13 protein-coding genes and 2 pseudogenes are annotated in these 19,274 nt (G+C 66.9%); 14 read left to right on the plus strand and 1 reads right to left on the minus strand.

Translation table 11 applies throughout. The annotated features are described in order from the left end of the window. The 7 genes from AB0F03_RS35365 to AB0F03_RS35395 form a co-directional block, all read left to right on the plus strand. Positions 1–496 (plus strand): CU044_5270 family protein (locus AB0F03_RS35365; RefSeq protein WP_361999954.1); only part of this gene is annotated, 496 nt, incomplete at its 5' end. A 328-nt stretch (positions 497–824) separates the two neighbouring features. Beyond that, positions 825–1,748 carry an ABC transporter ATP-binding protein gene (locus AB0F03_RS35370; protein ID WP_361999982.1) on the plus strand — a complete coding sequence of 308 codons (924 nt, stop codon included), beginning with the start codon at positions 825–827 and terminating at the stop codon, positions 1,746–1,748. Beyond that, positions 1,745–2,740, plus strand: coding sequence for an ABC transporter permease subunit (locus AB0F03_RS35375; RefSeq protein ID WP_361999957.1), 996 nt, complete (start codon positions 1,745–1,747; stop codon positions 2,738–2,740). The genes AB0F03_RS35370 and AB0F03_RS35375 overlap by 4 nt, the downstream gene beginning before the upstream one ends. 204 nt (positions 2,741–2,944) lie before the next feature. Further along, a complete protein-coding gene (locus AB0F03_RS35380; protein ID WP_361999959.1) occupies positions 2,945–6,268 on the plus strand; it encodes a S8 family peptidase in 3,324 nt (1,107 codons plus the stop codon). Between the two features lie 526 nt (positions 6,269–6,794). After that, the gene (locus tag AB0F03_RS35385) at positions 6,795–7,157 is read left to right on the plus strand and encodes a DUF1304 domain-containing protein (protein ID WP_361999962.1); all 363 of its coding nucleotides are present in this window, start codon (positions 6,795–6,797) and stop codon (positions 7,155–7,157) included. After that, the gene (locus tag AB0F03_RS35390) at positions 7,154–7,717 is read left to right on the plus strand and encodes a TetR/AcrR family transcriptional regulator (RefSeq protein WP_361999964.1); all 564 of its coding nucleotides are present in this window, start codon (positions 7,154–7,156) and stop codon (positions 7,715–7,717) included. The genes AB0F03_RS35385 and AB0F03_RS35390 overlap by 4 nt, the downstream gene beginning before the upstream one ends. A 701-nt stretch (positions 7,718–8,418) precedes the next feature. Then, on the plus strand, positions 8,419–10,878 hold the full coding sequence (locus AB0F03_RS35395; protein WP_361999967.1) for a SpoIIE family protein phosphatase: 2,460 nt from the start codon (positions 8,419–8,421) through the stop codon (positions 10,876–10,878). Between the two features lie 726 nt (positions 10,879–11,604). Here AB0F03_RS35395 and AB0F03_RS35400 read toward each other — a convergent pair. Further along, a complete protein-coding gene (locus tag AB0F03_RS35400; RefSeq protein WP_361999990.1) occupies positions 11,605–12,084 on the minus strand; it encodes a hypothetical protein in 480 nt (159 codons plus the stop codon). Between AB0F03_RS35400 and AB0F03_RS35405 the strand changes: the two genes are divergently transcribed. The 7 genes and pseudogenes from AB0F03_RS35405 to AB0F03_RS35435 all read left to right on the plus strand — a co-directional run bounded on the left by AB0F03_RS35405 (position 12,035) and on the right by AB0F03_RS35435 (position 18,569). Further along, positions 12,035–12,199 (plus strand): LuxR C-terminal-related transcriptional regulator, encoded by a 165-nt coding sequence (locus AB0F03_RS35405; RefSeq protein WP_361999969.1) that lies wholly within the window; start codon positions 12,035–12,037, stop codon positions 12,197–12,199. The genes AB0F03_RS35400 and AB0F03_RS35405 overlap by 50 nt on opposite strands. 1,458 nt (positions 12,200–13,657) lie before the next feature. Beyond that, positions 13,658–15,349 (plus strand): cation acetate symporter, encoded by a 1,692-nt coding sequence (locus tag AB0F03_RS35410; protein WP_361999985.1) that lies wholly within the window; start codon positions 13,658–13,660, stop codon positions 15,347–15,349. A gap of 697 nt (positions 15,350–16,046) precedes the next feature. Beyond that, positions 16,047–16,583, plus strand: coding sequence for a winged helix-turn-helix domain-containing protein (locus tag AB0F03_RS35415; RefSeq protein ID WP_361999971.1), 537 nt, complete (start codon positions 16,047–16,049; stop codon positions 16,581–16,583). Then, a pseudogene (locus AB0F03_RS35420) lies at positions 16,580–17,073 on the plus strand (transposase); the annotation flags it as partial. The gene AB0F03_RS35415 and the pseudogene AB0F03_RS35420, both read left to right, overlap by 4 nt. A 381-nt stretch (positions 17,074–17,454) precedes the next feature. Then, the gene (locus AB0F03_RS35425; RefSeq protein WP_361999972.1) at positions 17,455–17,622 is read left to right on the plus strand and encodes a hypothetical protein; all 168 of its coding nucleotides are present in this window, start codon (positions 17,455–17,457) and stop codon (positions 17,620–17,622) included. Positions 17,623–17,728: 106 nt separating this feature from the next. After that, positions 17,729–18,076: pseudogene (locus tag AB0F03_RS35430) on the plus strand (SAM-dependent methyltransferase); the annotation flags it as partial. Positions 18,077–18,227: 151 nt separating this feature from the next. Beyond that, positions 18,228–18,569: an RlpA-like double-psi beta-barrel domain-containing protein gene (locus AB0F03_RS35435; RefSeq protein WP_361999975.1), complete on the plus strand. Its 342-nt coding sequence runs from the start codon at positions 18,228–18,230 to the stop codon at positions 18,567–18,569. The last annotated feature ends 705 nt before the right edge of the window (positions 18,570–19,274 follow it).

Genomic DNA, 19,274 nt, shown 5'->3' on the forward strand with positions numbered 1-19,274 from the left:
CGACGAGCAGGGCAACACGCCGAAGGCGTACCTGAACACTCCGTCGTACGACTACCTCGCCAAGCTCACCACCGACCCCGACGGACTCCTGGCCAAGATCTACAAGGAGACGAAGGGGCACGGCAACTCTGCGGACCAGGAGGCGTTCACCACGATCGGGGACCTGGTCGGTGAGAGCTACCCGCCGGCGGAACTGTACCCGGCTCTGTTCAAGGCAGCCGAGAAGATCCCGGGTGTCGTCGTCGTGCACGACGCGGTGGACGCGGCGGGCCGACACGGAGTGGCGGTGGCCAGGCTCGACGAGACCAGCGGCCAGCGCCAGGAATGGATCTTCGACGAGAAGACCCATGTCTTCCTCGGCAAGCGCAGCGTCCAGGTACGCGAGGTCACCAGCGACGGCGTTGTGATCAAGCCCGGCACGGTTCTCAACACCAGCGCCATCACCAACCGGGCCGTCGTCGACGGCATGAAGCAGACCCCGTCGCAGGCCGGCTGACCCGGACGGGACACCGCCCGGCCCGACGGGCCTGGCAGCGTCGGCAGGCGGGCACCGCGGCGTCGCCGTGGATCGAGAACCCCCTCCTCAGGAGTCGTTGCCGAGGTCCCGCCTGCCCTGCGCCACACCCCCCAGCAAGTCACCGTCGGCCAGGAACGAGGCGAGCGGTATGCCGGGAGGGCGGCGGACGTCGAAAACACGATGCGTAGCAGATTGAAGAGCAGAGGAGAGCAATGTGAACAGCGGCTGGAGCGACGACGTGACGGCCTTTCGTGACACGAGTCCGGAAGGCGGCTTCGGCAAAACCCGTGACAGAGCGGAGACCGCGATCGAGGCGTACGGCGTGGGCAAGAAGCACCGGCGGGGTTGGGCTCTCAGGGACTGCTCCTTCCGGCTGCCGGCCGGCCGGATCTGCGGTCTGGTGGGCCCCAATGGCGCCGGCAAGACGACCCTGATGGGGATAGCGGCCGACCTCGTCGATCCGACCGCCGGCAGCGTGCGGGTATTCGGCGCGGCCCCCGGTTCCGAGGAGGCCCAGCGCCGCACCGCGTTCCTCGCCCAGGAGAAGCCGCTCTACCGGCGCTTCACCGTGGCCGAGACGCTGCGTCTGGGACGGGAGCTGAATCCCGGCTGGGACCAGCGGGCCGCCGAAAACATCGTCCGGGCGGGCAATGTGCCCTTGGAGGCGAGGATCGGCACCCTGTCCGGTGGGCAGCGCACCCGCGTCGCGTTCGCCGTCGCGTTCGGCAAGCGTCCCGACCTGCTGATGCTCGACGAGCCGATGTCCGACCTCGACCCGCTGGTGCGTCATGAACTCATGGGCGCCCTGATGGCCGAGGCAGCTGAGCACGGCACCACAGTGCTGATGTCCACCCACATGCTCGCCGAGCTGGAAAACATCTGCGACTACCTGCTCGTCATCGCCGAGGGTGGCCTGCGGCTCGCCGGTGAGGTGGACGAACTGCGCACCGCTCACCTTCGGTTGACAGGCTCCTTCCCGCAGGGCGACACCGCCGGTGTGTCCGCGGCCCTGGCGCGGCATACCGTCGTGGACTCCCGCGTCGACAGAAGCGGACACCGGATCACCGCGCTGGTGCGTCCGGCCGGACCGGTCGACGCGCTCTGGAACTCCGAAACCCCGGGTCTTGAGGAGCTTTTGCTCGCCTATCTGCGCGCCTCACAGGTGCCGCCCCTGATCACAGCCGACTCCCGGGTCAGCGACCGGGACCTCGCGCAGGCGGTGGCGGTATGACCACCATGACCAGCACCCGGACCTCTCCGGCTGCCACCGGCCGCGGCCCGCGCCTCACCGGTCTCAACTGGGTGGTCTGGCGCCAGCACCGGGCCGCGTTCTGGACCCTCATCGGCGGTACGGTCCTCGCCGCCGGCTGGCTGCTCTACCAGCGCATGGGGATGATGGACAGCCTCCACGCCGTCGGGTGGCCCCACCCGAAGGCGGACGGCTGGGACAGGCAGATCGGCAATGGCGCGTTGACGTTGACCGGATACGCCCTCGGTTTCATCCCTGTCCTGATCGGTGTCTTCGTCGGCGCTCCGCTCATCGCCGGCGATCTGGAGAACGGCACCGCCAAGCTGGTCACCTCGCAGTCCGTGAGCCGCATCCGGTGGATCGCCACCAAGCTCGGCATCACCGTCCTGGTGGTCCTCGTGGGCACGGTCGTGCTCTCCCAGCTGTTCGGCTGGTGGTGGTCCCCGATGAAGGAGCACCCGGACTTCATACCGTGGACCGACGGCATCGTCTTCGACAACACCGGGCCGGTGCTGACCGCACTCACCCTGTTCACCCTGGTCGGCGGTGTCGCGATCGGCCTGGTGCTGCGCCGCACCCTGACCTCCATGGTCGTCACCTTCGGCTTCGCGGTCGTCGTGCAGGTCCTCTGGTCGCAGTTCCGGCTGCAGCTCGGCAACGCAGTCAGCCTGACCACCCACACGGGCGTCATGAACGTCGGTCCTCCAAGCGTGCCCAGCGGTGCCTACCAGGTGGACAGCTGGTTCACCACCGCTTCCGGAAGGCTCTACGGCTGGGGCACCTGCGTCACCGGGTCGACGGAGAAGTCGGAGCAAGCCTGTCTGGACAAGAAGGGCATCGTCGGCTGGCGGGTCGACTACATCCCCTTCTCTCAGATGTCCGGCATGCAGTGGTTCGGCGCCTCCGTCCTGCTGGCCCTGACCGTCGCCGTCATCGCGTTCATCTTCGTCTGGGGCCGCAAGCGCATCGCCTGACGCAGAGCCGGAACGCCCCAGCACCCCAACACCTATCACCGGGACACCCCCCTTCGGCTCGTAAACCGCCCTGCGGTTACCGAGCCGAGCCCTTGTGCTGCCCGCCGCCCATGTGGCGGGCAGCCAATCCCCTGACGACAAGTCGGAAGGACCGAGTTGAAACCGAACAATACGTACAGAAAACAGACGGCACGCGCTGGCGCAGTGGCGCTGCTCCTCGCCGCAGCGGTCACCGGCGGTGCGGTTCAGGCCGCGCCGGTGACCCAGGCGGCGACCAACACTCGCGCATCGATCGGGGTATCGAAGACCATCACCCTGATCACCGGTGACCAGGTCACCGTCGACGGCGCCGGCAAGGTCACACGCGTCACGCCCGGCAAGAGTCGCGAGGGAACGACGTTCCGCGTCCAGCAGGCCCACGGACACACCTACGTCGAACCACAGGACGCCGCGTCACTGGTCGCGAGCGGCAAGGCTGACCGGCGGCTGTTCGATGTCACGGAGCTGATGTCCCTGCACTACGACGACGCCAGGCGGTCCGACCTGCCGCTGATCGTGTCGTATGCCAAGGGCAAGTCCGTCGCTGCCAGCACATTCTCGGTCACCGGCACGCAGGTGCGCCGAAGGCTACCGGTCATCAACGGCGATGCGCTGCGGACCCCCAAGTCACGGGCGTCCTTGCTCTGGCAGACCCTCACTGGCCAGGGTGCCAAGGCGCCGTCGCTCGCCGCGGCCAGTGCCGCGAAGGTCGCGAAGATCTGGCTGGACGGCAAGGTCAAGGCAAGCCTCGACAAGAGCGTACCGCAGATCGGCGCGCCGACCGCCTGGGCCGCCGGGTACGACGGCAAGGGCGTCAAGGTCGCCGTGCTCGACACCGGCATCGATGCCACCCACCCCGACCTCAAGGACCGTATCGACGCGGAGAAGAACTTCACCGGGTCGGGAGCGGCCGACGACGTCGTGGACCGCGCGGGCCACGGCACGCACGTGGCGTCGACCATCGCGGGCTCCGGGGCGAAGTTCGGCGGCAAGTACAAGGGGGTCGCTCCTGGCGCGCGGCTGCTGGTGGGCAAGGTGCTCAGCGACACCGGCATGGGGGACGACTCTGGCATCATCGCCGGGATGCAGTGGGCGGTCGCCAAGGGCGCCAAGGTGGTCAACCTCAGCCTGGGCGGCACGGACACCCCGGGCACCGACCCCATCGAGCAGGCGGTCAACGCACTGTCCGCCTCCTCCGGCACCCTCTTCGTCATCGCCGCAGGCAACGAGGGTCCTGAAGCGGGCACCGTCGGCACGCCGGGCAGCGCCGCAGCCGCTCTGACCGTGGGCGCGGTGGACCGGCAGGACGCCATGGCCCGCTTCTCCAGCCGCGGGCCCACCGCCGACGGCGCCCTAAAGCCGGACATCACAGCACCCGGTGTGGGCATCGTCGCCGCGAGGGCGGCGAAGGGGAACATGGGCGATCCGGCCGCCGACGGCTATGTTTCGATGAGCGGTACGTCGATGGCGACGCCGCATGTCGCCGGAGCCGCCGCGATCCTCGCCCAAGAGCACCCTGATTGGACCGGCCGGCAGATCAAGGCCGCGCTCACCGCCTCCGCCAAGCCGACCTCTGGTGCCTCCGCCTACGCCCAGGGAACCGGACGGGTCGACCTCACCAAAGCCATCAAACAGCTGGTCACCAGCAGCCCTGCCACAGTGAACTTCGGCATGCAGCAGTGGCCGCACGACGACGACCAGCCCGTCACCAAGGAGGTCACTTACCACAATTCCGGTGACAAGCCGGCCACCCTCGACCTGGGCATCGACGCCGTCGGCCCGGACGGGAAGCCGGCTCCCGACGGCATGTTCACGGTGACCCAGCACCAGCTCACTGTCCCGGCCGGCGGTGAGGCGACCGCCACCGTCATCGCCGACGACCGTGGTGGCACGGCTGACGGCGCGTTCGGCGGCTCGCTGACCGCGACCACCGCCGACGGCTCCACGAGCGTACGCACCGCCATCGGCGTGCAGCGCGAGGTCGAGTCGTACAACCTGACCCTCAAGCACCTCGATCGCGACGGCAAGCCCGCCACCAGCGCCAGCACCAACATCTACGGCCTGGACAACAGCGTCTTCACCGACATCGCCGACGGTTCCGACGGCACGCTCACCGTCCGTCTGCCGAAGGGGCGTTACACCCTGGAAGGCCGGATAACCCACGGCACCAGCTCCTCAAATCTCGCGGTGCTGTTCCATCCCAAGTTCGCGCTGACCAAGGACACCACCCTGGTCATGGACGCCCGCCGGACCAAGCCGGTCCGGATCACCGTGCCCGACACCGCCGCGAAGAACACCGAGGCCGTGGCCAACCTCGGCATCTATGTCGACGGCAACAGGTACCTCTCCACCTACCGCGTCGACGGCTTCGACACCCTCCGCGTCGGGCAACTTGGCGCCAAGGTTCCCGCCGCCGAGGCATACGTGCAGTACAGCGGAACCTGGACCCACGGGACCGTGAACTACCGGCTGGCCTGGAACCGCACCGGCGACCTGTCGGGCTTCACCACAAAGGTGCGGCAGGACCAGCTCACCAAGGTCAAGGTGCAGGTCGGCCCGCTCGCCAAGGGCGACACCGTCAGCGTCATCGCCGCCCCGCTCCAGCCAGGCTCGGGCGACTGGTTCGACTTCACCCCGACCGAAGGCAAACTGCCGCTGGCCGATACCGACTACGTACTTCCCAACGGCATCAAGTGGCACCTGGGCGCTTCCGAGTACGGTCTCCCGGGCACCGACGGAGAGCCCGTTTGGCGCGCCAACCAGTCCGCCGCTCCCAGGGCCTTCGCCGCCGGCAAGGACTACACCGTCCGCTTCAACACAGCCGTCCTCGGCCCGGCCCTGCCCTCCGGGGCCCTCACCCCAGGCGAGAAGCGGCCCGGCGCGGCGCGTCTCGGCGACACCTTCCAGGCGTACCTGCCGCTCTTCTCGGACGGCGACGGCAACATGGGCGAGTCGGCCTACACCAAAGCCCGTAGCTCCCTCTACGCGGGCGGCACCAGGATCTTCGCCACCACCACCCCGCTGGAAGGCGACACGCACACCCTCCCTGCCGGAGCGGGTACGTACCGGCTCAGCACCGACATCTCCCGCTCCTCGACGATCTTCCCGACAAGCACCCGTGTCGCGGCCGAGTGGACCTTCCGCTCGGCACATGTCACCGGGACCACAGCGCAGCAACTGCCGGTGTCGGCGGTCCGCTTCACGCCGAAGCTCTCTACGGCCGGCACGGCCAGGGCCGGTACGGCCTTCATGGTGCCTTTCACCGTCCAGGGCACGGCCAAGAGCGGCCACCTCCGCAAGCTCACCTTCCAGGTTTCCTACGACGACGGCAAGACCTGGAAGACGGCGCCGGTCGACGGCAGCGGCAAGCAGCTCGACCTGCGGCACCCGGCCAAGGCCGGCACGGTGTCACTGCGCGCCAGCCTGACGGATGCGAACGGCAACACCTTGAAGCAGACCGTGTGGCAGGCCTACCGCACGGTGCAGTGACCTGACGTCGTCGCGCCGGGCGGTCCTCAGTGCGACCGACTGCGGCAAGGGAGCACAGCGCAACTGCTTGGTACACGACGCGGGAGAAGACCGCCGCGGCGGAGCCCAGGATCCACTCCCGGCGGCCCTGGCTGACCGTGACACCGACCATGAGCACGAGCGACTGATCGTGGCAGGTGCTCATCCCAACGGGCTCGCACAGGCCCTCCCGTCCCACCAACAGCGCTCAGCCGCCTGAACGCCCCGCCGACACACGGGCCCGCGCCGACCCGATGCGAACGGTCGGTGCACACCGACGCTGACCACCAACCACTCCACTGGGCGGAATCCACCGCCGGAGAGTGAGCCTTCGCCAACCCGAAGACGCAGATCGAAATGCTGGTGTGACCGGTTCTCGGGGGTGCTCGTGCTGGTCGTGTGCGGCCTGCGGAATGGATCGTTCGTCAGTTACTGGACAGGTGTCTCGCTACAGTGGACACCTGTCCAGGAAAATGTGCCCCAAGGGGCCGGGAGGAAGAGGCCGTTCATGGGGACCGTCGCGAACGGGCTGGTGGCCTTGGTCGCCGCCGAGCACGTGTACATCCTGGTGCTTGAGATGTTCCTCTGGCAGCGCCGTCCTGGCAGGTCCTTCCACGGCTTCGACCGGGATACGGCCCGCACCACCGCACCCCTGGCCGCCAACCAGGGGCTGTACAACGGGTTCCTCGCGGCCGGGCTGCTCTGGGGACTGCTCGCCGGCGACCCGACTGGCTTCCGTGCCCAGGTGTTCTTCCTGTGCTGCGTGGTCGTCGCGGGCGTCTACGGCGCCGCCACCGCCAACCGGCGCATCCTGGTCGCTCAGGCCCTGCCCGGTGGCCTCGCCTTGGCTGCCGTCTTCCTCGCGCGATGACCCGCCCGGCCCCGGAGGACCCCCGCGCCGCCCGCACCCGGGTGCGGCTGCGCTCCGCCCTGCTCGAGGAGTGCATCGAGCGCCCCTTGGAGGAGGTGGGCGTGGCCGCGCTGGTGCGCCGTGCGGGCGTCGGCCGCGCCACGTTCTACGTGCACTACTCTGACCTGGAGGCACTGGCCGTCGACGCCTGCGCCGATGTCGTACGGGAGGCCGTCGAGGCGCTGCACGCCTGGAGGGAACGGCCCGATCCGGTGCGGGCGCCGGACACGCTGGCCGGGTTTTTCTCCTCCCTCGTCCCGCGCGCCGGCCTGTACCGCTCGCTCCTGGCGCCCGGCGGAGGCGGTCCGCTCGGGCGGGTGCTGCACCGGGACCTGCGGGAGTACAGCCTGCGCGAGCGCACGCGGGCGGGTGCGGCGGACGCCTCGCTGGTGGCCTCGGCGGTCGCCGCCACCTTCGCCGGAGTGCTGGCCGACTGGCTGCACGGCCTCCTGGAGGCCTCCCCCACCGCGATCGCCGACCAGGTGTGGCAGTTGCTGGTGGCGCTGCACGCGAGCAGGTAACGTGCGCCGGCCGAGCTTTGTACCTCACCGGCACCCCGCCCCGCCCCCGTAGCGCGGGCCACGCCTCCACGCCGTGCGGGGCGCGGACGTAGGCCCGCCAGGGCTCGAAAAGATGCGCCTATGGCTTTCGTCGAGGGGGCCCGCCAGAGTCCCTCGCACCGCCGCCTCGGATGCTGGTGTTCGTGCCATCGACTCCGCAGCGGCCCCGGCCCGGACCGGTGCGTCGACGACGCCGTGGTTGAGCGGCCGTACCAGGATCTGAAGTCTGAGGCGGCCGCCGTGTGCATCGATGGGCGCACCGCGATCTGCGTGCTGACCCCGGATTCGACGTCCCACTGCTGGACGTGCCGCTGGGCTGCCGGACGTCGGTTGCATCGGCGCGATGGGCTCCCGCTGCACCCATCAGCACCGGCGGAACCGGCTGACGGAGCTGGGCTGACCGAGAAGTAACTAAACGGCTGTGCGGTCCGGTCGGCCTTGACCTGGGCCTCCGGTCCACGGAGGACACCGCCGTGTCCAATGCAGCGGAGATCAGCGCCCTGAAGAGAGGCGACAGCGGCCTTCGGCTTGCCGATCGCTCGGTCCCCTTCCACGATAGTCACCGTTTGTAACCGCGCCGCTCCGGCGCCTGACGGGAGCCGTACCTGGTGGAACAATGAGATGCGAGGGACCGAACGCTCACAGGGACGGAGAGTGCCGCTGTGGGGACACACCAGGAGCCCGGCACCACCTGGCAACGCTTCGACGTGGCTGATGCCGCACCGCTGCTGTTGGACGCGCACACACGGGTGACCAGCTGGACCCCCGACGCCGAGCGGCTTCTCGGCCATTCCGCCTCGGAGGCGGTCGGCCGGAGCGCGGGAGAACTGCTGCTCCCCGAGGACGCGGCACGGGTACCGGAGCTGGCTGAGCGCTGTCGCGCGAACGGGGGCTGGACGGGGCTGCTGACGGCCCGGCACCGGGACGGACGCCCGGTCAGGCTAAAGGTGCGGATCGTCCTGCTCGCGGAGAAGTCCGACCCCGAGCGGTGGCTGGTGCTCTTGGAGGAGCTGGGCCGTGCTCCGGGATGGGACATGAGCCGCGGAATGCTCGAACGCATGGTCTCCCGGTCTTCCGTGGGCATCGCGATCCTGGACACCGACCTGCGGTATGTCTGGTCGAACACCGCCCTGTCCCGGTTCGGCGGAGGTATCCCGCAGGAACGGCTGGGGAAGAGACTCGCCGACGTTCAGCCAGGCCTCGTCGCCGAGGAGTACGAAGCCCGGATGCGGCTGGTCCTGAAGACTGGCCAACCCATTACCGCCTTCGAAACTGTGGGCCGGGTGCGATCGGCACCAGACCGGGACTCGTCATACTCCATGTCCTTCACCCGACTGGAGGACGACGACGGGCACCCGGTCGGCGTCTTCTACACGGTCGAGGACACCACCGAACGCCGCCGCGCCCGGCAGCGGCTGGCCCTGCTCGCCCAGGCGGGACAACGCATGGGACGCTCGCTGGACGTGGCACGTACTGCTCAGGAGCTGGCCGATGTGGCCGTACCCGGGCTTGCCGACCTCGTGAGCGTGGACCTGCTGGAGTCCGTGCTCCGCGGCATGGAGCCTCCGTCCGGGTCCCTGACCGGCCAGGATGTCGCGTCACTGCGCCGAGCCGGGCAGCAATCCACCACAGACGGCGCACTAGAGGCGCTGGTGAAGATCGGTGCCGCGACCTCATACCTTGTCGATTCCCCTCCGGTCCGGTGCCTGACCAGTGGCGAGTCCTGGCGTACAGAGCGCCTCGATCCACTCGCGAGACTGTGGATCGGCAGCCTCCCTCCCGGCCGGCAGGCCACATTCCGTGACCTGGGGCTGCACAGCGCGATGTTCGTGCCGATAAGTGCGCGCGGCGTCACTCTGGGCGTCGCTACGTTCTTCCGGCGCGAACATCAGGAAGCTTTCGACGAGGAGGATCTCGGCCTCGCCGAAGACCTCGTGGCCCGCGCGGCGGTCTGTGTCGACAACGCCCGCCGATACACCCGCGAACGGGACGCGGCCCTCGCCCTCCAGCGCAACCTGCTCCCGCACGGGATCCCGGAGCAGGATGCGGTGGACGTCGCCGCCTGCTACCGGCCGGCCGACGAGCTCACCGGCCTCGGCGGCGACTGGTACGACGTCATCCCGCTGTCCGGAGCACGAGTCGCCCTTGTGGTGGGAGAGGTACCGGGCCACGGCATCGACGCGGCCGCGTCGATGGGACAACTGCGCACCGCTGTCCACACCCTCGCCGACCTGGATCTCTCTCCCGAGGAGGTGCTCGCCCATCTCGACGATCTGGTCGCGCACAGCACCCGGGGCCCTGCCGGGAGACACGGCACAGTGGGAGCCGGCTGCCTGTACACGGTCTACGATCCAGTCACGGGGCGGTGCGTCATGGCCAGCGCGAGGCATCCGGTGCCGGCGGTCATCGCCCCCGACGGCACCGCCACCTTTGCCGACATGCCCGTCGGTCCTGCCCTCGGCGTTGGCGGCCTGCCCTTCGAGGCGGTCGAGCTCGACTTGGCGGAAGGCACCACACTCGCGTTGTACACGGACGGCCTCCTTGGAGGTGATGGCACGGAGGGCGAGGGAGACGCCTGCCCCACGGACCTGGACGCGGCCAGAGAGCGTCTACGCAGGAACGTGGCAGGCGTTGATCCGTCGATGAACGAAAGGTGTTGCGCCGTCGTGGACAGACTTCTCTCCCCGCGACGACGCGACGACGCGGCCCTGCTGATGGCACGCACCAAGCGCCTGGCCCCCGAACACGTCGCCACCTGGGACGTGCCGGCCGACCCAGCCCTGGTCGCCGAGACGCGCCGATCAAGCACACGGCAGCTCATCGCCTGGGGACTGGACGCGCTGGCCTTCACGACCGAGCTCGTGGTGAGCGAACTCGTCACCAACGCCATCCGGCATGCCGTCGGCCCCGTCCGGCTGCGGTTGATCCTCGAACGCTCCCTGATCTGCGAGGTATTCGACGGCGGAGCCAGCGCTCCGCACCTGCGGCATCCGAGAACGACGGATGAAGGTGGGCGCGGCCTGTTGCTGACTTCGCAGTTCACCCAGCGCTGGGGCACCCGCTATCTGCCAGAGGGAAAGGTCATCTGGGCCGAGCAGTCGCTCACGGAGCCCGCGGTGTGACATCGATGTGCGGGGCGCTGTGACCCGTTCTCTCTTGGGATTGCCATATCTACCTCAGCAGGCCCCATGCTCGACGGGACTCCGCCCGCCGAGACCGATCCCGTGATCGCTCCCAGCCATGTCAGCCACCCCCAGCTACCAGGTGCGTCGTAGCCGGTGTGGGTGGGGTTGGCGCCGGGGGAGGAGAAACCACCGGTGGCGGTAAACATGATTCAGTCGGCGCCTGCGCGGGCTTGGGCACGGACGGTGTGGAGGATGCCGTCGGCGAGATAGTAGCGCTCATGGCGAGGTGCGGGGTCTTGTCGCTGTGTCCGCCGGGTGTCGAGGTCATGTGGGGCGGGACGATCATGCGTGGTCCGCTCAGGGGGCCGTCGTCAATGGCGCCGTCGAGGGAGACTTTCAGGGCCTGGTGGGCGCTGTCGAGGACCTGCACGGTGGTGACGAGGACCTGCACGGTGGTGAACCGCGCGTAGGAGATCGGCGAGGGCGGGGACGGCGCGGGCGACCTGGTAGGTGAGAGCGGGTGTCGAGGGAACCGTCGATGACATGGGCGTGGCAGTCGATGAGCCTGGGCAGAGGGGTGTGCCCCGGCAGGTCGATCACTTGCGTGGCCAGGCGACGACCCACCCTGGCGATCTTCCGTCCTTCACCCGTACGTCGACTTCATGCGCGGCTGCGACAGCGCCGCAGCTGAGAGTCTTTTCGGGGTCGGTCCCACTGTTCCTGTCAGGTGCTGATGATCGCGCCGGGTAGTGTGCCGGTGAGGATCGTCTCTTTCGGCAGGGTCAGACCGAACCGCTGAGTCAGGATTTCCATGGGCCGCCGTTTATCGGCTTCCAGTGCGGCTACCAGCTCGGCATTGTTCCCGAAGACATCGACGACTCCTACCCAGTCGCTGTCGTTGAGGTCGAACATCACTTCGTACACACCGTGCAGTAGGGGGGAGCCGTCCGCGCCCACCAGACGGACCGCGTCGTCGAGGTAGGCCCTGAGGTCCGCCGCCCAGGTCTCGCGCAGCTTCAGGGGGCAGAGCGAGCCGGTGACGTCGAACAGGTGGGTCCACAGCAGCGGGTAGAGATGCAGCGCCCAGCGGACGCCCCCTGCGCGAGGGCCGAAGGCAGACCTCTCGCCGCGTGAGGTCGACGTGGTCCGGCTGGTGGCGCAAGGACTGACCAACGCCGAGATCGCCGGCGCGCTGTGCATCACGGTAGGCACCGTGAAGACGCACCTGACCAACATCAAGGCCGAGTTGGCCACTTGCAACCGTGTGGAGATTGCCGCGTGGGCGTGGCGGAACGGCCTTGCCCACGATGAAACGTGACGGCGGCCCTGGGGACTTTCCAGCAGACGCGGAATACCTGCATGCCGCGAGCCAGCAAGACGCACCGTCTGTCGCGACAGTCACGCGTAGCAGCCGGCGCACCCGTACCCAGATCCCGGAGGGTCACGCTGGGCTCGACCGGCGGCTCACCAGCCGCCCCACCCAGCACATCGTGATCGGATGCTTTGTCCGCCGGGCCAGCCCTCGACGAGGCGCCCGCCGCGCCAAAGTTGCGGCGGGCGACCGTAGGCGGATGGGAGACCGGACAGGACTGAACCGCGGCCGCAGGCGTACGCGCGCCCGCTGGAGCAGTTCGGCAAGCTCCACCCCGCTTCCGAGCGCCCCGGTGCCGATCAGGAGGACACCGCGGTGCCGCAGCCCGCTGTAGTGATTGCATCTCAGCAGCGTTAGGGGGCTCTTGACACCAGCGATAAGCCCGCCGTCGGCGTCGGCAGGCGGAGCATCGCAGGCTGCGGCCGCGGCCATGGCGGACTGGAGCTCTGTTGCGCAAGCCGGGCGCCTTTCTCGGATCGAACGCTTCATGTCTCGCAAATAGCACAGAGGTGCGGGCCCAGGTTGTGACGGAAAGTTCGAAAACAGCAACACCCGCATAGGGATAGCAACTAATGACATGTGAACCGACGGTACGCTGTGTGCGGTCACGCTGACAGGCGGTTGCAGAATCGCTAGGCGGTGTAGCAAACCTTTCTGAGCACTGTTTAGAACCTAACCGAGGACGCCCTCATGCTCTCCCAAGGACCACATTCGGCTGGCGGTCCGTATACGGATGCAAGAACGAGTGACCATCGGATGCCCGCCGAGGGTTCCAGCGAAATGTCCCTTGTTCCTGTGCGTGCCGCGAGCAGAAGGCCGCTGATAGTTGCGGCAGGTGCGGTAGTGACGCAGATGATCGTAGGACTGCTGACTAACGCAGCGCCTCGGGTGATGCACTTCAAGCTGATCAGCGTACTCACTATTGGACTCCTCCTTACGCTTCTCCAGTTGGGTGTTGCAGCCCTAGTGATCGCTTGGCACGTTCGCTACACCAAGGCGGTGCGTGATCCCCTTGCGCGCAGTTATGCACTGTCAGTTGCGTCGACGCAGCCGAAAGCCTCGGCGGACAGGCGGAGATTTTTCCGCGGATAAGTGATCTCCGTGCTAGGAGTATGGCGGGGTCAAGGCTCGGCGCAGTCCACAAATGGGAGGGAAACGGCAGGTGCCATGGCACTGGAGTCGCATGGAAAACCGTGCACTGCCAGAAGATGTGTTACTGGCGCAAGCGGGGCATCTGCAACAATACTTCTGCTGGCTTAATACGCGCTGGGGCCCGCGTCGATATCAACGGTCGCACTGTCGAACGTAGAACACAGAGCTCAGCGACTCAGTCGCATGTCGCATAATCCCCGGCGCTGACCTAGTGACGCTGCGGACAACAGCGCCACGCCCAATACCTGAGTGATGGTAGGCGACATAGACAGTCAAGCACCATCTATCTATTCGAAACTATCGGCAGGAAACGCAATGAGTTTCGTATCGGCAGTGGCGGCGCCGCCGGAATATGAGATACCAGTGCTCGGCATCTTTGCGGTCTTCGTCATGCTACTCCTCCTCCTGTCTATCGGAGGTAGCGCGACCGACGGAGATGAGCTCAGAGAATTCTACCTCGGCTCTCCTCGCCTTTCGGCGGCCTTCAATGGGCTTGCCCTATTCGGCGCGTATCTGTCAGCGGCTTCCTTGCTCGGTAATCCTGGTCTGATCGCGTTGAGTGGCTATGATGGCATTCTTTACACGATCGGTCCGGCTTTTGCCTGGGTAGTTGTTCTCTTGGTTGTCGCGGAGCCTTATCGTCGGACTGCGCGGTTTACCATAGGTGACGTCCTTTCATTGCGTCTGCATTCGCGCCGTGTGCACATCGCATCAGCGGTCACCACGGTGACCATCTGCCTGCTGTATCTAACGGCACAGTTGGTCGGTATCGGGGCACTAGTGGCGCCGGTCTTTGGCCTTCAAGGTTCTGCAGGGCAGCGTGGAGCGGTCATCGTCCTCGGTATCGCGATGACTCTGTTCGCCTTCCTGGGAGGCATGCAGGTAACGACTGTGGTCCAAGCTTTGAAGGCCGTGGCGGTCATCGGATCAGCGGCCTTCATCTCCTACGCCGTCATGACGCGCTTCCATTGGAGCCCGGTCGCGCTGTTGGAGCGAGCGACTCAAAATAGTGGGTCGGGTGATCGCTTCCTGTCGCCGGGCCTTCGCTTCGAAGGGCGAGGTGGCAGAATAGATCTGCTCAGCATTCAGCTCTCCTTTGCGCTGGGTGCCGCTGGTCTGCCTCATGTCCTAACGAGAATCAGTGCGGTCTCCTCAGCGCGAAAGGCGCGTCAGTCCGTAGCATGCGCGGGGCTTCTCTACGCCCTGTTCTGTGCGATGACGCTTGTGACTGGTCTGGGCGCCACAGCACTCGTAACAGCACAAGCCATCCGGGATAACTCAGCGTCCGGAAACACGGCTCTTCTGCTGCTGGCCAGATTCCTCGGTGGTTCTGTTCTCGTTACAGTCATCGCATGTGTCGCTTTCGCTACTATCGTGACCATGGTAGCCGGCATCGCCCTTACGGCTGCGTGCTCATTGGCTCACGATCTCTATGCGTCCTCTTGTAAGAAGGGCAGGGCTACTGCGAAGAATGAGTTGCGGGTGGCACGCGTCGCTGTAGGACTCGTAGGAGGTATCGCTATTTGCGGTTCTCTGTATGCGCAGACAATCAATGTATCTCTTATGGTGAGTCTCGCCTTCACTATCGCGGCTTCTTCAGTTTTCCCTGTCATCGTCTACAACTCGTGGTGGAAGAGGCTTACTACACGGGGCGCCCTCTGGGGCATGTATGGGGGGCTTGCGCTGTCGCTTTCTCTGACGTTTATTTCACCTGCGGTGTCCGGCAACCCCGACGCACTTTTGCCGCATAGGAATTTTGATGTGCTGCCACTCGCTAACCCTGGCATCGTCTCCATTCCCCTCGGCTTCTTCCTCGGATGGCTCGGTTCTGTCACGGGCCGTACAAAGACGCCCACCGATGTGCCGTATGGTCAGGTCGAACCCCTGATACTCACCGGCGCTCCTATCGCGCATCAGGACAAGGGTGCATTCGCGGAGGATTAGCTGCTCGGTTCGGGCACGGCTGTGTCTTTCACTCGAATCATCCCTGCCTCACTACTATGGCAAACATGTCATGCGTAGTTCCGGTCCCTGGAAACCTTCACTGAGAGGAGTCTCACATGCCCTCAAGTAATGACCCCCTGGCGGCAGCACGCGAAACCTACGAGCAGCACATGGAAAACTGTCATGTGTGCGCTAAGATACGTGGTAATTGCCGTGCTGCAAAATATCTCCTACGGTTGTTGAATAACCGCCGCCGAGAATTGGCAGGACCTCACTTAGATGGAATGAACTCCTCGCCCGAAGAGCCGACTGAGAGCAAGGCCGGGCACGTCCCCCCGGCGGCGCTGCGGAACGGAGCAGGGCGCGTCCGGTGAGTGCCGGCATAGGGCAGCGCTGGGCAGCGAAGGCGAGCCCGCAGACGACGAGCGCGGCGGTGAGCCACATCCCAAAACCTGGGCAGCCCCCTGCATCGAAGACGCTTCACCAGGGCGGGGTCAGCTGGTAGGACGCGCGTGGACGAGGGCCTACGGGGCAATGGCGAACGTATCCCTTTCGCCACCTGGCGGGAGGCACCACATGGGAGACGAACTTGCCGTAACGCACCGAGTCCTGCGGGCTGCCCCGGCCTACTACTGACCTTCAAAGCGTGGTGTCGGCAGGGGCTGACGGTCCTTGATCCCTGCGGTATGCCCACTGCATGAGGTATGCGCAAGGGGGCGGGCTGACCGACGAGCGTCGGGCCTTCCGCGAGAAGCTGAGGCTGGAGGCGGCCGAGCGGTTCGTTCAGGGCGACGGGAACGCGGTCATCGCGCACGAGTTGCGGGTCAGCGTCCGGTCGGTGCAGCGCTGGCGCAAGGCTCGGTCCCAGGGAGGGCCGGGACCCCTGGCCTCCACAGGGCCGGCGTCCTCGCCACTGCTCAGTGACGAACTGTTCACCGTGCTGGAGCAGGAGCTGGCCAAGGGACCGGTAGCGCACGGCTGGCCGGACCAGACCTGGACCCTGTCACGCATCAAGACGCTCACCGGGCGCCGGTTCCACAAGAGCTACACCGTCCAGGGTGTCGCCGCGCTGCTCAAGCGGCACGGCTGGAGCTGCCAGGTGCCGGACCGCCGTGCGCTGGAGCGCGACGAGGCGGCGGCCGGCTGGGTGAAGGAGACCTGGCCGCAGGTGGAAGGACCGTGGCGGCGCTCGGCGCCTGGCTCGTCTTCGAGGACGAGGCCGGCTTCTCGATGACGCCGCCGACCACCCGCACCTGGTCCCGCCGCGGCCGCACTCCGGTCGTGCGCGTGCGGGGTCGCTCCCGCCGCCGGTTATCCGTCGCAGCCCTGGCCTGCTACAGATCCGGCGAACACTCACGGCTGGTCTACCGGCCCTGCCCGGACGCCCGGCCCGACGGACGCAAAAGCTTCTCCTGGAAGGACTACCGCGACCTGATCCAGACCGCCCACCAGCAGCTCGGCGGCCCGATCGTGCTGGTCTGGGACAACTTGAACACCCACCTGACAGCCGGGATGCGCCGTTACATCGCCGAACGGGACTGGCTCACCGTCTTGCAACTGCCGCCCTACGCACCCGACCTCAACCCGGTCGAGGGCATCTGGTCGGTACTGCGGCGCACCACCACGGCCAACCGCGCGTTCGCCGACCACACGACTTGATCACCGCCATCCGGCGGGGCTTACGCCAGCTCCAGTACCGCCACGACGTTCTCGATGGCTGCCTCATCGGCAGGCGGGCTGGGGGCGTAGCGCCGGTGGGGCGGTGTCTCTCATGCGAGACACGTCGCCGGAAGTGCATCCGGCACCTAGCAGGCGGCGTTGGGTCATCGCCTGATCATCGCGGCTCGTGCGGGCCTCCTCTCACCGGCCCGTCCCTGGTGGATCGGCCGGCCGCCGCCTGGGATCCGACCGGGCAGAAGCCCACGGCTGGTGGTGGAATCTGCGGCCAGCAGCGCCGCACCTGACTCGACACCGCCGTACGCGGCTTTGAGATGCCGACGGGCGGAAGACGGGCGGTGTCCTCGGGGCCGGGCTGAGCATGCCCGGCCCCGAAGAAAACGAGACGAGGTGACGGGGTCGGAGCCGCGTCGTCGACTTCGGGGGACGTGACCATCCGTCTGGCCGGCGAGCCGGTCGAGGAGTCCCTGTTCGCGATGCGCCTGTCGTACTCCGGCAAGGCGGTGCACCGCATCTTCGCTTCCTGCGGCCAGGAGGCCCCCCGCCCGCCGAAGGACACGGAAACGCCGTGGGTGATCGCGGCCGGCTCAAGGTAGTCGAAGAACTCGCCCTGAACGCCGCGGTGTTCTCCAACGGTGGACGGGATCATCGTCATACCAGGGGTTCGGACACCGGTGGACAGCAACTGCTGCATCTCGGCGCTTCCATCACCTACCGCCGCACCGACGCGTCAGCTACCTGGCCCTCCCCGACCGCGTCCTCGCACCAGGCGGCCCTCTCGCGCTCACCAGCTTCGCCGCCGGAGAGGCAGGAACGGGGTCGGAACTCACCGACGCGGACCTCTACCGTGAACGCCGGTTGCAGGGCGGCCTTGCCTACACGCCCGAATCGCTGCGCTGGGTCTTCTCCGGCCTGGCAGAGGTCGAACTGCGCCGCATGCGCGAGGAGCCACCCGAGTCAGCGCTGTTCGGCGTGACCTTCCTGTGCTCGAAAGTGAAAAAGAGACAGCAAGAATCGGTAATTGTCGCGCGTGTGCCCCCCATAAGGTGAATGGCGCTAGCGCAGCGCTGGCTCCCCCCAACCCCGAAAAAAGGTAGGACACATGTTCCGTGTCATGTCTGGATTCGCTCGACCCGCCCCCATGCGAATGGCTACAGTCCTGGCCTCCTGTGTGCTGTCAGTAGGCTCTATGGTCGCATCGATGGTTCCGGCTTCGGCGTCCGATGTGTCGGTTAATTATGTTCATTACGGGGACGGCACTTGGTACAACACTGGCCAGGGTGCCTGTGGGTGGACGAGTAACGACAGCCAGCTCGTTGTCGCTGTTTCACCGCGGTGGTACGGCAGTCAGCCCAACCCGAACAACTCGCCGGCTTGCGGGAAGCAGTTGAAGGTTCGCGGTCCGAAGGGTGTCGTATACGTCACGATCGTGGACAAGTGCCCGACCTGTAAGGATGAAGACCTGGACCTCAGTCCGGCCGCTTTCAATCAGATAGCCGACCTGGGCGCCGGACGAGTGCCGATCAGGTGGGTCTGGGCGTGATCGACAGGCGGTGAGGGGACGCCGACCCACACGATGGCGTCCCCTCACCAGCGACCTCCACCGGATCCACCTCCACAGCCTTCGCAGCCCTGTTCACGCATGACGAGGCGTGCCGCCGGTACCCTGTCGGCTGGGCCGGTAGGAGGAAGTGCACGATGACCGGTGGCCAGCGCCATATGCGGTAGCGCCGGCCACGCGGGCGTCCTCGACACAACAATCCCCATGCGTCCGCACATGGACGGGCCCGGTACCGCATATGGCGCCCAGGGACAGCAGACGGACAAGTGAACCCCTGTCGCTCACGGCACCGAGGCTCCCGGACAGCCGCCCGCCGCCGGCCCGACCGACATCTGCGACGCACCATCAACGCCCGGAGACCGTCGGAAACGGCAGCACCGGCAGGCCTGATGCCACGGCGCTCGCGCGGGTCAGAGGTACGCACTGAACTATGACGGCAAAGCCATCCCCTGCCTGAACTGGGCACCACGTCGTACACCTGGGCCATTTGGGGTCGGCGCCACCTTACGACCCGGGGGTGACCTGCCTGGAGCACAGAGGCCTGCCCTGATTAGGGACCGCGCAGGATGAGATTCAGCGCAGCGTCACAGTTACGTGGCAAGCAAGCCCAACTGAACACCTACGCCTTGCCGCCGAGATCCGCCGTCGGCACAGCTGGGTGGTCGCGCTTCGTGGACAGGCCGGCAG

The organism is Streptomyces sp. NPDC028722, from assembly GCF_040637655.1.
Taxonomy (GTDB): domain Bacteria; phylum Actinomycetota; class Actinomycetes; order Streptomycetales; family Streptomycetaceae; genus Streptomyces.

What these genes read in the sequence shown, in the direction of transcription:
- AB0F03_RS35375 (WP_361999957.1), top strand. Translation starts at nt 1,745, where the DNA reads ATGACCACCATGACCAGCACCCGGACCTCTCCGGCTGCCACCGGCCGC.
- AB0F03_RS35385 (WP_361999962.1), top strand. Translation starts at nt 6,795, where the DNA reads ATGGGGACCGTCGCGAACGGGCTGGTGGCCTTGGTCGCCGCCGAGCAC.
- AB0F03_RS35390 (WP_361999964.1), top strand. Translation starts at nt 7,154, where the DNA reads ATGACCCGCCCGGCCCCGGAGGACCCCCGCGCCGCCCGCACCCGGGTG.
- AB0F03_RS35410 (WP_361999985.1), top strand. Translation starts at nt 13,658, where the DNA reads ATGGTAGGCGACATAGACAGTCAAGCACCATCTATCTATTCGAAACTA.
- AB0F03_RS35415 (WP_361999971.1), top strand. Translation starts at nt 16,047, where the DNA reads ATGAGGTATGCGCAAGGGGGCGGGCTGACCGACGAGCGTCGGGCCTTC.
- AB0F03_RS35435 (WP_361999975.1), top strand. Translation starts at nt 18,228, where the DNA reads ATGGTTCCGGCTTCGGCGTCCGATGTGTCGGTTAATTATGTTCATTAC.